This window comes from Phyllobacterium sp., assembly GCF_037994405.1.
Classification (GTDB): domain Bacteria; phylum Pseudomonadota; class Alphaproteobacteria; order Rhizobiales; family Rhizobiaceae; genus Phyllobacterium.
Genome location: NZ_JBBNAN010000459.1, coordinates 1 through 13,292 on the forward strand (window position 1 = coordinate 1; position 13,292 = coordinate 13,292).

A 13,292-nucleotide genomic window follows, 5' to 3' on the forward strand; every position below is an offset into this window, starting at 1 on the left:
GAACGAGATGTTCGCGGGCTTCGGTATGGGACCTCGACGCCCACCAGGCCAACACATTAAAAGAGCGGCTGTCAACATTCACCAACATCCCGATAATCGTGTCTCCTCCCGGCGTTGATAACGATATCGTCATCAACGCCAGCCCTGCATGGCGCAGGAGGACGGCCTTCCTTTCGATCTGAGCGCACTGCGCTGTAATGTGCTTGTCTGTGAGGCAATCATGAAGCCGCCGAAGACTCGGCTTTTGATGTTCCTCCATGACGCCTTCGAAATGGAAGTGTGCTGCGTCCTCAACTTCTCGGACCGAGCGTTCGCGCAGTATTTCGCCGAAAAAAATCCCTTGCCAACGGGGGCACCAAGGAGACATGGCCGAAATGTAAGCCGTTTTGCAGCCATCACCCTTGACGAAAAATGCCTGATTTGGAGGTGCCCGTCTTCTGCTCGAGTGCCTGATGCAAGGAGCCGAAACGCAAACGATAATGAGCCGGCGTGAGGTCCGTCTTGCGGCGGAACAGACGGCCGAAGAAGCTGGCATCCTCATAGCCAGCTTCATTGGCGATGGCTTCGACCGGCAGATCGGTGGTTTCCAACATTTGCTTGGCTTCTTCGAGACGCAGCGCATGGACGTATTCGATTGGTTTCATCCCCGTAGCCTTGACGAATCGGCGGATGAACGAGCGCTCCGGCAACCCGGAAAGTGCCACCATGGCGGCGACCGGGGCTTGGGTCTTGTAATTTATGGACAGCCATTCCTGGCATTTGTTTATCGTCGCATCCGTCGTCTGCCTGAAGGTCATAAGTGATGCAAACGGCTGCTGCCCCAAGTCGTGCCATTGCAGCATGTAGACCTTGGCTACCTCCATCGCTTCCTTCAGGCCCACAAACCGGGCGATAAGATAGAGCGCCAGATCCTGCCAGCTTGATCCGCCGCCCGCCATGACGATGCGCTGCCCTTCGCCACTCAACACCAGCGAGCTATCCAGTCTGACCCGGATCCCGGGATAGTTGTTGGTCAGGGTTTTCACATAACCCCAGTGAATCGTGGCGTCACAATTTGTAAGTAGCCCGGCTTCGCCGAGCAGCACTGCCCCAGAACAAGCACTCGCCAGCATAGCCCCTTGCTCATGGCATTGCTTGAGCCATGTCGCTTCAGCGTCATATTGCCCGCTGACGCTTAGGCCGGGATTGACGAAGAAGTCCGGAATGCACACGATGTCGGGCCGTGGGCAGTTGGCGAAATCACAGTCTGGCTTCATCCATATTCCGTTCGCCGCCGTGAGCGCGTTACTGGACCGGGCGACGACGTAGGGGCGCATGCGCTGTTCGCCAGCTTCACCCGTGACGATGAAAGGCCAATCCCGGCCGGGGGAAGAAAACAGGTCAAACATGCCGTACAGTGCCGAAGCCGTGACTTCCGGCACCGCGACGATGGCAACGTTGATGGGGTCTTTATTGTCGTGCATGGCAGAAATGACCGCCTTTCAGCATTTTCGACTTTAGTACCGAACGCCGGGCGGTACTAGGCTCATCGTCAATCAACGGGAGATTCAGTCATGCCCCATGAGCTGCTCCGCAATCAATTGCACGGTGAACTGCTTGAACCGGGGAGTCCCGACTATGACGCGGTTCGTGTGGTATGGAATGGGATGATCGACAGGCGGCCTGCATTAATTGTCCGCTGCCGGAACGCCGCCGACGTCATCGCGTCGGTAAACTACGCTCGCGCCCAAAGGCTTGTCGTCGCAGTCCGCAGCGGTGGTCACAATGTTGCCGGTTATGCGGTTTGCGACGGCGGGCTGATGATCGACTTATCCCTGATGAACGCTGTCCACGTTGCGCCTGGACTTGACCGCGCCCACGTTGAAGGCGGTGCCACATGGGCCGACGTCGACGCCGCAACCACGTCCTTCAGACGGGCCACGCCCGGCGGCTTGATCTCGGCGACGGGGGTGGCTGGGCTTGCCTTGTCGGGTGGGATCGGCTGGCTTCGGGGTACGCACGGTCTCAGCTGCGACAATATCCTCACCGCCGACGTGGTCACCGGCGACGGTCGTTTGATCCATGCAAGCGACACCGAAAACCCGGACCTGTTGTGGGCGCTGAAGGGTGGCGGCGGCAATTTCGGCATTATCGTGAACTTCGAATTTCGCCTCTACCCAATAGCTGACGAGATGATGTTCTGCGCTCCTGCCTATCCTGAAGAACATGCCAATGCCATCCTTGCGCAATGGCGCGATTTCATGGCCGCTGCCCCGGATGAAGTCAGCGGCCTTGCCGAATTCTCCACCATACCTGATGATGCAGGCTATCCGGAACACACACGGGGCAAGCGGGTTTTGACCCTCGCTACGGTCTATGATGGTCCGGCTGAAGACGGCGAGCGCGTAACGGAGCCAATTCGTGGCTTTGGTGAACCTCTTGTCGATTTTAGCGCCCGCATGACCTACCGTGCGCTCCAGACACTGTACGACGGGTTATTCCCCAAGGGCCGCGACCGCTGCTACTGGAAATCGACCTACCTCGCGCGCCTCGACAACGATGCCATCAGTGTGATCACAAGGTGGCTGGCGAGCCGTCCCTCCGAGATGACGTTTGCATCGATCTGGAAAATTGGCGGTGCCATGCAGCGTGTTGCCGCCGATGCCACGGCCTTTGGCGATCGTTCCATGCCCTACATGCTCAGCCTCGATGCAATCTGGTCCAATCGCAACGATGACCATTCCAACATTGGCTGGGTCCGCGATGCCTGGTGCGATATGCAGCGTTATTCCACCGGCCGCATGTACCTTAACTTCCCGGGACTTGGCGAAGGTGATAACCTCGTTCGCGACGCTTTCGGTGACGAGTGCTATGCACGATTGCAGACGGTGAAAAGAAGCTACGATCCCGAAAACATTTTTCGTATGAACCAGAACATCGTTCCATGATGAAGGTAGTGCCAATGCGGGTTCTGGGGGCACCTGGTTGCGACCGGCTCGGTTGACGCGACATGAAATTCACAATGGCGAGGGTATCAGCGTCGATTCCATGCAGAACAACGATGCCAGGATGCTACGGTTGTTACTTTTCGCGAAAGGGCGGACCAACAGAGCCTCGCTGAATGATTGATGTTGGAACAATAACTCTTTCTGGCGGCCGAACTTTTCCCTCGATCCGCCGGAGCAGGAGTTCAGTCACCACCTTGCCCAACATATAGGCCGGCTGGTCAACCACGGTGATCGGTGGGCTTGTTACACTTGTCCAGTCCGCGTCGTGGAATGTAATTAGCGATATATCCTCGGGGACACGCAGGCCCCGCTCGCGAATAACCTTGAACATCTCGATGGCTATCAAGCTGTCGGATGCGAGGATTGCGGTTGGGCGCTCTGGTGTCGACAGGAGTTTGTCAGTGATCGCTCGCGTCTCCTCCGGTTTTGTTGCACCGAGGCGCACAAACCGTTCAGGCGTCACGATGCCGGCGTCGCGGCAAGCAGCGAGAAAGCCTTCGATACGTTCGCGCACGGATGATGTATAAATCTGTTCGAGGTCTCGATATTCGTGCTCGGAAAAATCCACCGCCGTAACATAGGCAATATCGCGATGGCCCGTATCCGTCAAAATCCGCGTTGCGCGCATGGCGGCATCGCGGTCATCTACTGTTACTGTGTCGACATCGAGATCGGGTAATGCCCGGTCTAAGAGGGCGAGGGGTCTGCCCGAGCGGTGAATGTCACGCAGATGGGAAACGTCGCGGGACTCTGACGGGGTCACGATCAACCCGTCTACTCGCTTGCCGATCAACACACGGACAGCCGCTTTTTCAGCTTCAATCTGCTCACCGGAGTTTGCGAGGATGACATTGAAGCCCGCAGCGCGTGCTGTGTCGCTGATGCCACGCACGGCAAAGCTGAAGAAGGAATTCTCGATATCGCCAACGACGACCCCGATGATCCCCGATTTGCCCGTGGTCATGCTTCTTGCCAGTTCGTTCGGCCGGTAGTCGAGCGCTTTGGCGGCTGCCAGAACGTCTCCCCGCACCTTGTCACTGACCACACCGTAGCCGCCCAGAACGCGCGCGGCAGTCGCCTTCGAGACCCTTGCCTCGCGGGCTACATCAGCAACGGTAACGGAACGGATCGTTGGTGTTGAATTGTTCATGTGTTGAACGACTACAAGAGTTGTTGACTGAACGTCAATGTGAATATACCAATTGCGTGTGAGACCGGTCTCATTATAGAAGAGACCGGTCTCTTAAACAATAATGAGAGTGATCAACTTCTTTGACGGCGCCATCGGCCCGACTGGTTCGGGAAGAGGTTTGCCAGCTGCGTGAGTGCCAAAAAACAGACTTTCAGAGGAGAAAGAGAAATGCGTGCGACAAGAATTTTTAAATCGTTGATACCGCTGGTCCGGGCAGGTGCAATGGCGCTTATCGTTGCAGTTGCCGGATTTGGTGCAGTCTCCAAGGCCTTGGCGGCCGGAGACAACCCCTATGGCCTTATTGATCCGAAAGTGATCAGTGTCGGCACCATGGGCGATGCGAAGCCCTATACATTCACTACTGCGGAAGGTGAATTCTCCGGGTTTGATATCGAACTCTTTCGCAACGTTGCCAGCCGTCTCGGATTTAACAAGGATCAAGTGGTGTTCACCGGACAGGAGTTCTCTGCATTGATGCCATCGGTTGCAAATCAGCGTTTCGACGTGGCTGTCGCTGCGATCGGTACGACGGAAGCCCGCAAGAAGACGGTGGACTTTTCCGATGGCTACCTTGCCGGCTATCTCTCGGTGCTGACAGCCGACAAGGCAATCACCTCCGCAGATGGGTTGAAGGGCAAACGGCTCGGCGTGGTGCAGGGTACCCTACAGGAAATCTATGCAGGCAAGAATTTCAAAGAGACAGATTTGGTTAAATTTCCAGACAACAATTCAGCCGTTTCGGCGTTAAACAACGGAACAGTTGATGCCCATTTTCTCGACTATGAAGCAGCCAAACAATACGGTGAGCGCTATCCGGACCTGAAAATCGCCATCAACATTCCATCTTTCGATGCGCCCGCCGGTTTTGTCATCCGCAAGGGCAATGACGCCTTCCGCGAGGCGTTAAACACTGCTCTTCACGCGGCGATGCAAGACGGCACCTGGAAGACGCTGTACGAAAAATGGTTCCCCGGCTCGCCGATGCCGGATCAATATCTTCCGAAGAAATAGGCATGTTGACGGCCGCCGCTCATTTGGGCGGCGGCCAGACAGACAGCCTTTGCGGATACGAGGATCAATCCGTCCGCGACTATTAAACACCAGGGGAATGAAATGAACTGGCTTGAAAACCTGCGTCGTAGCTTCCTTGACTTCGATGCGATGGCGACCGTACTGCCGAACATGATCGCTGTCGGATTGAAGAACACCCTGATCCTTGCCGCGGCATCGACCATACTCGGGGTTGTCATCGGCATGGTGCTGGCTGTCATGGGGATTTCTCAATCCCTCTGGCTCAGGATTCCGGCGCGCGTTTACACCGATATCTTCCGCGGATTACCGGCAATTGTTACGATACTTCTTATCGGCCAGGGTTTTGCCCGCATCGGCCGGGATTTCTTTGGCCCGTCACCTTATCCGCTTGGTATCCTCGCGCTGAGCCTGATCGCGGGCGCTTATATCGGCGAGATTTTTCGCGCTGGCATACAAAGTGTGGAGCGCGGGCAGATGGAGGCCTGCCGCGCACTGAGCATGAGCTACGGGCAAGGAATGCGGCTGATCGTGATACCCCAGGGTATCCGCCGGGTGTTGCCTGCGCTCGTCAACCAGTTCATCGGCAACGTCAAGGATTCCAGCCTCGTCTATTTCCTTGGATTGCTCGCATCCGAACGCGAAATCTTCCGCGTTGGGCAGGACCAGGCTGTCGTGACGGGAAATCTGTCGCCCCTGCTTCTGGCAGGGGTCTTCTATCTTGTCATTACGGTACCGCTGACCCATCTGGTCAACTACATCGACAATAGTCTGCGGGTTGGCAAGCATACAGGCGGCACAGTCACGAGCGGTCTTGTCGAGGTGAGCGAACTGGAGAGTGCCGTCCAGCGCGGGCCGGGTATTGATGCACAACGAACTGCACGTGAGCCAGGCAAAGCCGTCCGGTCGCGATTTAAGGGCGGCAGTCTTGATGTTAGCAATCTTGACATGGCCTATGGCGACCTCGATGTGCTGAAAAGTGTCAGTCTGACCGTGAAATCCGGCACGGTCACGTGCGTGATTGGCCCATCAGGCTCGGGAAAATCAACCTTGCTGAGGTGCCTCAATCGGCTTGTCGAGCCCAAAGCAGGAAATGTGTTCCTTGACGGCGAAAGCATTTTGACAATGAAGCCGGAAAAGCTGCGCAGACGTGTCGGCATGGTGTTCCAGCATTTCAATTTGTTTCCGGACCATACAGCGCTTGAAAACGTCATGTTGGCTCTTACCAAAATCAAGGGCATGCCGAGGCGGGAAGCCGAACGCGTCGCCGAGGAACGCCTTGCCGATGTGGGACTCGCAGCCCGCAAGCATCACCGCCCGGGACGTCTCTCCGGAGGCCAGCAGCAACGCGTGGCAATAGCCCGTGCTCTGGCAATGGATCCAGAAGTTATTCTGTTCGATGAGGTGACGAGCGCACTCGATCCCGAGTTGGTCAAGGGCGTTCTCGATCTGATGGCGGATCTTGGCCAGCGCGGTATGACCATGGTCATCGTTACCCATGAGATGGGTTTCGCCCGAAAAGTGGCCGATCAAGTCGTCTTCATGGATGAGGGGCGAGTTGTCGAGGTAGGCACACCGACCGCCATTTTCGACGCTCCTCAAAGCTTGCGGCTAAAACGCTTCCTTGCGGAGGTGCTGTGACCAGCGCGGCACATCAACACTTTCCGTCCTTGCCTGCAATCGGCGCATTTTGAAACATCCATGGTTTGCTCCAGCAATCCACACCCACCGTAAAATGAAAGAAACCAGAATGAGTTCATCTGTTCTACCCGCTAAAGTCGTTGTCGTGGGCGGCGGCATTTTTGGTGTTTCGTCGGCAGTTCATCTGGCCCGTTTTGGCATCGACGTTACCCTTATAAACGACGGCCCAATCGCAAACGGCGCATCCGGGCGATCGCTCGCTTGGCTCAATTCCTCACGCAAACGCTCAGCCGATTATCACCGTCTGCGTATGATCGGCATGGATCGCTATCGGACGCTGGCAGCAAGATACCCCGACGCGTCATGGCTGCGCTTCGATGGCGGACTGACATGGGATGCAGACGACCAGAAGAACGAAATTGCTGACGTTTTCGCTTACGAGCGCAGCATCGGCTATGATGCACAACTTCTGTCAGCTGGTGATGTAGCAGCAGTCACGCCGGGGATAAATGCACGCGCCATAACACCTCAGGGAGCCATCTTCAACGCGGGCGAGGGCTGGGTGGATCTACCGTCCCTCACCAATATCTTGGTGGGTGAATTTAAGGAGCGCGGCGGCCAACTCGTTACCGATGCCGGACGTGCCGCCGTCACCACCGCTGGAGAGCGCGCCACCGGCGTTGTCACTGCGAGCGGCGTCCGGTTCGATGCTGACACTGTGCTGGTGGCGACCGGAGCAAATGTACCCCCGATGACCGCTGAGGTGAGAAAGCACATTCCGGATGCAACACCCGTCGCGCTTCTTGTCCACACACGTCCGGTTGATCATGCCTTGCAGGCTGTCCTGAATACCCCCCGTGTTGCGATCAGGCCGACACCGACAGGTGCGCTGGCGCTCGATTCCGCCTGGTCAGAAGAAGAAGTAATCGTGCATGCGGACGGTACTTACGAAGTGATGGACTCAACTGTGCAAGGCTTGCTCGATGAAGCATCGCGTGTCCTTGATGGCAATCCCAAATTGCAGCTTGAAAGCTTTGGCGTTGGTCCCAAGCCGATTCCAGGCGATGGTGACCCTGTTTTTGGCCAACTCAAAGAGATTGCCGGCTACTATGTCGCCTTCAGCCACAGCGGCGCGACACTGGGTCTGATCGGCGGCGAGTTGATTGCCGGGGAAATTGCAACGGGACATCCGCACCCGCTCCTGGCGGCTTTTCGACCGGAACGGTTCGATTGAACAAGCCGTCTTGCCTATTATATCGAGCGTTGCAGCGCGTGCGTTTCGACGATTGTCGCTGAATCGCAGGTAGAAACTGGAGCGTTTAACCGGTCAGTCCACGGGCAAGCAGAACCGCTTTGACACTGGCAAGGATCTGAATGACTGGAGCTGCGTTTCGAAGGATTTCTACCCAACAGGTGCCCCCAACCAGCCCCCAAGTCGGCTGGTATCCAGGTCATCAGATTGTCGATTTGCGAATGGTACGCATGACCATCTCGTAATGCGTGTTCACATAGACCTTGAGTTCCGGCAAGTTCGTGTCTGCACCCAAGAGCGTATCGATGGCATAGGTCAATGCCGGGCTGATCAGAATTTGGCTAAGGTGGTCTTCTGCCCATATTTCAAATACCCCTTCATGGACACCTTTTTGAAGAATATGGTCAAACATTGTGAGGAGCGGTTTGACGAACTCGTCAAAATGAGCCGACACAATCACCGGGAAATTCCGGCCCTCGGCGATCAGGAAACGAAGAATTTCGCGCGAATACAGATTGACGGTCATGTGCTCGTAAAGCGTATCCAGATATATCCTTACGAGTTCCTCACAGGAGCGGTGATGGTGTTGTTCCAGGAATTGCTTCTCGTCGAAAACCGGTTGTGAGAGCTTTCGAACAACATCCTGGAACAGCTCCTCCTTGTTCTGAAAATAGAGATAGATCGTGCCTTTGGTAACGCCCGCACGAGCGGCCACATCTTCAATCCGGGTCGCCGTATAGCCGCGTTCAACGAACTCCTCGAATGCAGCATGAAGGATCTGCTGCGGCCGCTGCGCTTTGCGTCGCGCGCGTGGTCTGAGTTCTGTTTCCGCCGCTGCGGGTCTCGGCGCATGCTTGATTCCAACCATTCTCTTTTCCTGTAGGAACCTTCAAACTTCGCATCAACTATACATTGACTGAATGATCAGTCAATAATATATGGCTTCCACGTTTTCACGGATTGTCAGATTATGTTCACTGTTACAAACTATCCCCAGACGCTCTTCGGGCGTCTGCGTTCGCGCATGAGAGGTCACTTTGGGCGTTTCGCAATTCTCAGCCTCTTGCCCCTCTTGGCCGTGGCCGGTTGTCAGCCTGATAAGGCCGCCGAGCAGCCGCCGAACCGGGTGAGGGCAGCCAAAGTTGTTTTTTCGGACTATTTGCAAACAGTAACTGTGACTGGAGAAATACGCGCCAGGATAGACAGTGACCTGTCATTCAGAGTAAGTGGCAAAGTGGTTGAGCGCCTGGTGGATGTGGGTGACCATGTCGCGGCCGGCGAAGTTTTGGCACGGATCGACCCCAAACAGCAGCAGGCCGACCTTGCCGCGGCCGAAGCGGCCGTGCGTTCTGCCGAAGCGCAGGTTCGACAGAGTTCATCCGCGTTCGATCGCCAGAAGGCGCTGCTTGCACAGGGCTTTACCACCCGCAGCGCCTATGACAGCGCTGAAGAAGCACAGCGTACCGCTCAGGGATCTCTTGATGCGGCAAGGGCTCAACTTGATACGGCGCGTGATACGCTTTCCTATTCGGACCTGAAAGCCGATGCGCCAGGCATTGTTACGGCTCGAAATATTGAGGTTGGGCAAGTAACGCAGATCGCGTCGACCGCCTTCACTATTGCCCTGGACGGGCCGCGGGATGCGGTTTTCAATGTTTATGAGGGGTTGGTGACGAGCAATCTCGGCGACCGCCAGGTTCAGCTTACTTTGCTTGAGGATCCATCGATCACCAGCCAGGGAACGATTAGGGAAGTTTCGCCCACTGTGGATGACGCCACCGGTACCGTGCGGATAAGGGTCACGGTGCAAAACCCACGGCCTGAGATGACGCTGGGCTCCGTCGTATTGGGGACGGCCACGCGCGCTGCGGTTCCGGCAGCTATTCTTCCTTCCTCGGTATTAACTTCCAACAATGGGAAGCCGGCGGTGTGGGTCATCAATCCGCAAACCGGCGCGGTCAGCCTGCGCGATGTCAATGTAACGGCGTACGAGTCCATGGATGTGATCATCGGTGGTGGCCTGAAAGCGGGTGAACAGGTTGTGACATCGGGGGGAACCCGGCTTCGGCCGGCCCAGGTTGTGTCGTTCAAGAACGAGGTTCCATCATGAGGCGTTTTTTCCTTTGTGGCACGGGTGCTATTCTCGTTGTCTCTGCTCTCGCCGCATGCCAACAAAAGCAGGAAGTCGCGGAATCTGAAATCGTGCGGCCGATTCTGTCTACTGTCTTGAAAATTCAGCCTGTGCAGATTCGGGGTTTCGCCGGAAAGGTGGAGCCGCGTTTTGAAACCCAACTTGGCTTTCGCACACTGGGTCGCATTGTCCGGCGCGACGTTTCCGTTGGGGATCAGGTTTCCAATGGCCAGGAGATTGCAGCGATTGATCCGCTTGCTCTTGAGTTGGCTGTACAGGCAGCGGAGGCAGCCCTGTCGTCGGCCAAGGCGCAACTTGCCAACGCGGCCACAACGGAAGATCGTCAAAGAGCACTTCTAGGCCAAAATTCGGCAACCGAGGCGGCCCTCGAACAAGCCCAGCGGGCCCACGAGGCCGCTGCTGCCTCCGCGGTACAGGCCGAGGCAAACTTGACAAAAGCCAAGGAAGACCTTGGTTACGCCATTCTACGCTCCGATTTTGACGGCGTTGTCACATCACTCCAGGCAGATGTGGGACAGACAGTGACAGCGGGTCAGCTGGTCGCTGTTGTCGCGCGGCCGGATATTCGCGAAGCAGTCGTTGATATTCCAGAAGCCATCGCGGGGACTGTCAAAGTCGGCAGCAAATTTCAGGTAGCCTTGCAGATTGATCCGGTAATTCGGGCGTCTGGCACTGTGCGGCAGATCGCGCCACAGGCAGATGAAGCAACACGGACGCGCCGCACGCGTATTACGCTCGAGCAGCCGCCCGAAGGATTCAGGTTGGGAACGACAATCACAGCCTATCTCACCACAGCGGCCGATCCAAAGATACACATTCCGGCCACGTCAATCCTGGAAAGGGATGGCAAGACTTTTGTCTGGCTTATCGACGAAAACCTTGGAACCGCCTCGACCAAAGAGGTCAAGTTGGAAAGCCGTACGGATGCTGAGGCGATCGTGGCCGACGGGCTTGCCGATGGTGACCGGATCGCAAGTGCGGGTGTTCACAGCCTGAGCGAAGGCCAGAAAATCAAAATGACGGACGGTAAGTCACTATGAAGAAGTTCAACCTTTCCGAATGGGCGCTCGAACACCGTTCTCTTGTCTGGTATTTCATGATCGTCTTCACGATTGCCGGGATATTCTCCTATATCAATCTCGGGCGTGAAGAAGACCCCAACTTCACGATCAAAACGATGGTGATCTCTGCCCAGTGGCCGGGAGCTTCGATCGAAGATACGACGACGCAGGTCACTGAGCGAATTGAGAAGAAGCTCGAGGAGCTCGATACACTCGACTTCACCCGTAGTGTGAGTTCGCCCGGCTCAACAACGGTCTTCCTCAATCTCAAGGACACCGTGCGCGGAGAGGCGGTGACCCAGACCTGGATCCGCGTGCGCAACTTGATCCGCGATATTTCCGGAGAGTTTCCGCAGGGCGTTGTCGGTCCCTTCTTCAACGACGAATTCGGTGATGTCTTCGGAAATGTCTACGGATTCACTGCCGATGGGCTAAGCCGGCGGCAACTGCGCGATTATGTCGAAGACGTGCGCCGGAAAATCCTGACCGTACCCGATGTCGGTAAGGTCGAACTCGTCGGAGCGCAGGACGAGGTCATTTACCTCGAGTTCTCCACCAAGCAGATCGCCGCGCTCGGCCTCGACCAGCAAGCCATCATCAGCACGCTGCAGGCGCAAAATGCAATCACCCCATCCGGCGTCGTGGAGACCGGCCCAGAGCGGGTGATGATACGTGTGAATGGCCAGTTCACCTCGGAAAAGAGCCTCGAGGCGATCAATCTGCGGGTCAATGATCGGTTCTTCCGATTGAGTGATGTCGCCAGAGTAACGCGTGGCTATGTCGATCCACCGACAAGCCTGTTTCGCGTCAATGGCAAGGAGGCGATTGGCCTTGCTATCGGCATGAAGCCGAACGGCAATCTGCTCGAATTCGGTGAACATCTCAAAGCGCAGATGAAGCAGATCACATCTGACCTTCCGGTCGGCGTTGGCGTCCATCTGGTTTCCGATCAGCCGCAGATCGTCGAAGAGGCGGTGTCCGGTTTCACGCGGGCACTCTTTGAGGCCGTGGCCATCGTACTGGCCGTCAGTTTCGTCAGTCTCGGCATGCGTGCGGGGTTTGTCGTCGCTTTGGCTATTCCTCTTGTTCTCGCCATCACTTTCATGGTCATGGAATATATGGGCATCTCGCTCCAGCGCATTTCGCTCGGGGCGCTGATCATCGCGCTTGGCCTGCTCGTTGATGACGCCATGATTGCCGTCGAAATGATGGTCGCTCGCCTAGAGGCAGGCGACTCTTTGCGCAAAGCTGCCACCTATGTCTATTCGTCCACCGCCTTTCCCATGTTGACTGGGACGCTGGTGACAGTCTCGGGCTTCATTCCGGTCGGTCTCAACAGCAGCTCCGCCGGTGAATTTACCTACACATTGTTCGTGGTTATTGCCGTCTCCCTTGTCGTATCCTGGGTTGTCGCAGTGGTGTTTACGCCACTTATCGGCGTGACGCTGCTGCCGAAGACGATGAAGAACAAGCATGCCAATCCCGGTTGGTTTACCCGTTTTTTTCGACGCATTCTGTTGCTTTGCATGCGATTTCGTTGGGCGACGATTGCTGTGACGGTCGCAATCTTTGCCCTCTCGCTCTATGGCATGGGTCATGTCCAGCAGCAGTTCTTTCCCAATTCCGATCGCCATGAACTGATTGTCGACTGGAACCTGCCGCAAAACGCCTCGATCGTTGAAACCAAGGCGCAAATGGACAAGTTCGAGGCGGAGCAATTGGCGGGAAATGCTGATATCGAGCACTGGAGCTCATATGTAGGGCAGGGCGCTATCCGCTTCGTACTGTCCTTTGACGTTCAGCCTGCCAATCCTTTTTTCGGCCAGACGATTATCGTAACGAAGACTTTGGAAGCGCGTGATCAGTTGCGCGACAAATTCCAGAAATGGCTCAAGGACCAGTTTCCCAGCACGGATGCCTTCGTCCATCTTCTTGATATCGGACCGCCGGTCGGACGCCCCGTCCAATACCGTGTCAG

At 56.2% G+C, this 13,292-nt stretch carries 11 protein-coding genes; 8 read left to right on the forward strand and 3 right to left on the reverse strand.

The window, feature by feature from the left end:
* Positions 1-182 (forward strand): hypothetical protein (locus AAAC48_RS25470; RefSeq protein WP_340656877.1); only part of this gene is annotated, 182 nt, incomplete at its 5' end.
* A gap of 213 nt (positions 183-395) precedes the next feature.
* Here the strand turns inward: AAAC48_RS25470 and AAAC48_RS25475 are convergent.
* Entirely contained in the window at positions 396-1,463 is a 1,068-nt protein-coding gene (locus AAAC48_RS25475) for a helix-turn-helix domain-containing protein (RefSeq protein WP_340656878.1), read from the reverse strand.
* Between the two features lie 90 nt (positions 1,464-1,553).
* Here AAAC48_RS25475 and AAAC48_RS25480 point away from each other — a divergent pair, with 90 nt between their 5' ends.
* Positions 1,554-2,927, forward strand: coding sequence for an FAD-binding oxidoreductase (locus tag AAAC48_RS25480; RefSeq protein ID WP_340656879.1), 1,374 nt, complete (start codon positions 1,554-1,556; stop codon positions 2,925-2,927).
* A gap of 133 nt (positions 2,928-3,060) precedes the next feature.
* Here AAAC48_RS25480 and AAAC48_RS25485 read toward each other — a convergent pair whose 3' ends face one another.
* Entirely contained in the window at positions 3,061-4,137 is a 1,077-nt protein-coding gene (locus AAAC48_RS25485) for a LacI family DNA-binding transcriptional regulator (RefSeq protein WP_340656880.1), read from the reverse strand.
* 210 nt (positions 4,138-4,347) lie between these two features.
* Between AAAC48_RS25485 and AAAC48_RS25490 the strand changes: the two genes are divergently transcribed.
* The 3 genes from AAAC48_RS25490 to AAAC48_RS25500 all read left to right on the forward strand — a co-directional run bounded on the left by AAAC48_RS25490 (position 4,348) and on the right by AAAC48_RS25500 (position 8,083).
* Positions 4,348-5,190, forward strand: coding sequence for an ABC transporter substrate-binding protein (locus AAAC48_RS25490; RefSeq protein WP_340656881.1), 843 nt, complete (start codon positions 4,348-4,350; stop codon positions 5,188-5,190).
* Positions 5,191-5,292: 102 nt separating this feature from the next.
* Complete coding sequence (locus AAAC48_RS25495; RefSeq protein WP_340656882.1) at positions 5,293-6,849, forward strand: amino acid ABC transporter permease/ATP-binding protein; 1,557 nt, start codon at positions 5,293-5,295, stop codon at positions 6,847-6,849.
* Positions 6,850-6,958: 109 nt separating this feature from the next.
* Positions 6,959-8,083, forward strand: a complete 1,125-nt coding sequence (locus AAAC48_RS25500) for an FAD-binding oxidoreductase (protein WP_340656883.1) — start codon at positions 6,959-6,961, stop codon at positions 8,081-8,083.
* Between the two features lie 220 nt (positions 8,084-8,303).
* Here the strand turns inward: AAAC48_RS25500 and AAAC48_RS25505 are convergent, their stop codons facing one another.
* Positions 8,304-8,969: a TetR/AcrR family transcriptional regulator gene (locus AAAC48_RS25505; RefSeq protein ID WP_340656884.1), complete on the reverse strand. Its 666-nt coding sequence runs from the start codon at positions 8,967-8,969 to the stop codon at positions 8,304-8,306.
* A 102-nt stretch (positions 8,970-9,071) separates the two neighbouring features.
* On the opposite strand from AAAC48_RS25505, the gene AAAC48_RS25510 reads away from it, so the two are divergent.
* The 3 genes from AAAC48_RS25510 to AAAC48_RS25520 form a co-directional block, all read left to right on the forward strand.
* The gene (locus AAAC48_RS25510; protein WP_340656885.1) at positions 9,072-10,211 is read left to right on the forward strand and encodes an efflux RND transporter periplasmic adaptor subunit; all 1,140 of its coding nucleotides are present in this window, start codon (positions 9,072-9,074) and stop codon (positions 10,209-10,211) included.
* Positions 10,208-11,293, forward strand: coding sequence for an efflux RND transporter periplasmic adaptor subunit (locus tag AAAC48_RS25515; RefSeq protein WP_340656886.1), 1,086 nt, complete (start codon positions 10,208-10,210; stop codon positions 11,291-11,293). Before AAAC48_RS25510 ends, AAAC48_RS25515 begins: the two co-directional genes overlap by 4 nt.
* A partial coding sequence (locus AAAC48_RS25520) for an efflux RND transporter permease subunit (RefSeq protein WP_340656887.1) occupies positions 11,290-13,292 on the forward strand: 2,003 nt, incomplete at its 3' end. The genes AAAC48_RS25515 and AAAC48_RS25520, both read left to right, overlap by 4 nt.

Excerpts from the sequence above, each read along its gene's own strand:
- AAAC48_RS25515 (WP_340656886.1), top strand. The coding sequence starts at position 10,208 with ATGAGGCGTTTTTTCCTTTGTGGCACGGGTGCTATTCTCGTTGTCTCT.
- AAAC48_RS25510 (WP_340656885.1), top strand. The coding sequence starts at position 9,072 with ATGTTCACTGTTACAAACTATCCCCAGACGCTCTTCGGGCGTCTGCGT.
- AAAC48_RS25475 (WP_340656878.1), bottom strand. The coding sequence starts at position 1,463 with ATGCACGACAATAAAGACCCCATCAACGTTGCCATCGTCGCGGTGCCG.
- AAAC48_RS25480 (WP_340656879.1), top strand. The coding sequence starts at position 1,554 with ATGCCCCATGAGCTGCTCCGCAATCAATTGCACGGTGAACTGCTTGAA.
- AAAC48_RS25500 (WP_340656883.1), top strand. The coding sequence starts at position 6,959 with ATGAGTTCATCTGTTCTACCCGCTAAAGTCGTTGTCGTGGGCGGCGGC.
- AAAC48_RS25485 (WP_340656880.1), bottom strand. The coding sequence starts at position 4,137 with ATGAACAATTCAACACCAACGATCCGTTCCGTTACCGTTGCTGATGTA.
- AAAC48_RS25505 (WP_340656884.1), bottom strand. The coding sequence starts at position 8,969 with ATGGTTGGAATCAAGCATGCGCCGAGACCCGCAGCGGCGGAAACAGAA.
- AAAC48_RS25495 (WP_340656882.1), top strand. The coding sequence starts at position 5,293 with ATGAACTGGCTTGAAAACCTGCGTCGTAGCTTCCTTGACTTCGATGCG.
- AAAC48_RS25490 (WP_340656881.1), top strand. The coding sequence starts at position 4,348 with ATGCGTGCGACAAGAATTTTTAAATCGTTGATACCGCTGGTCCGGGCA.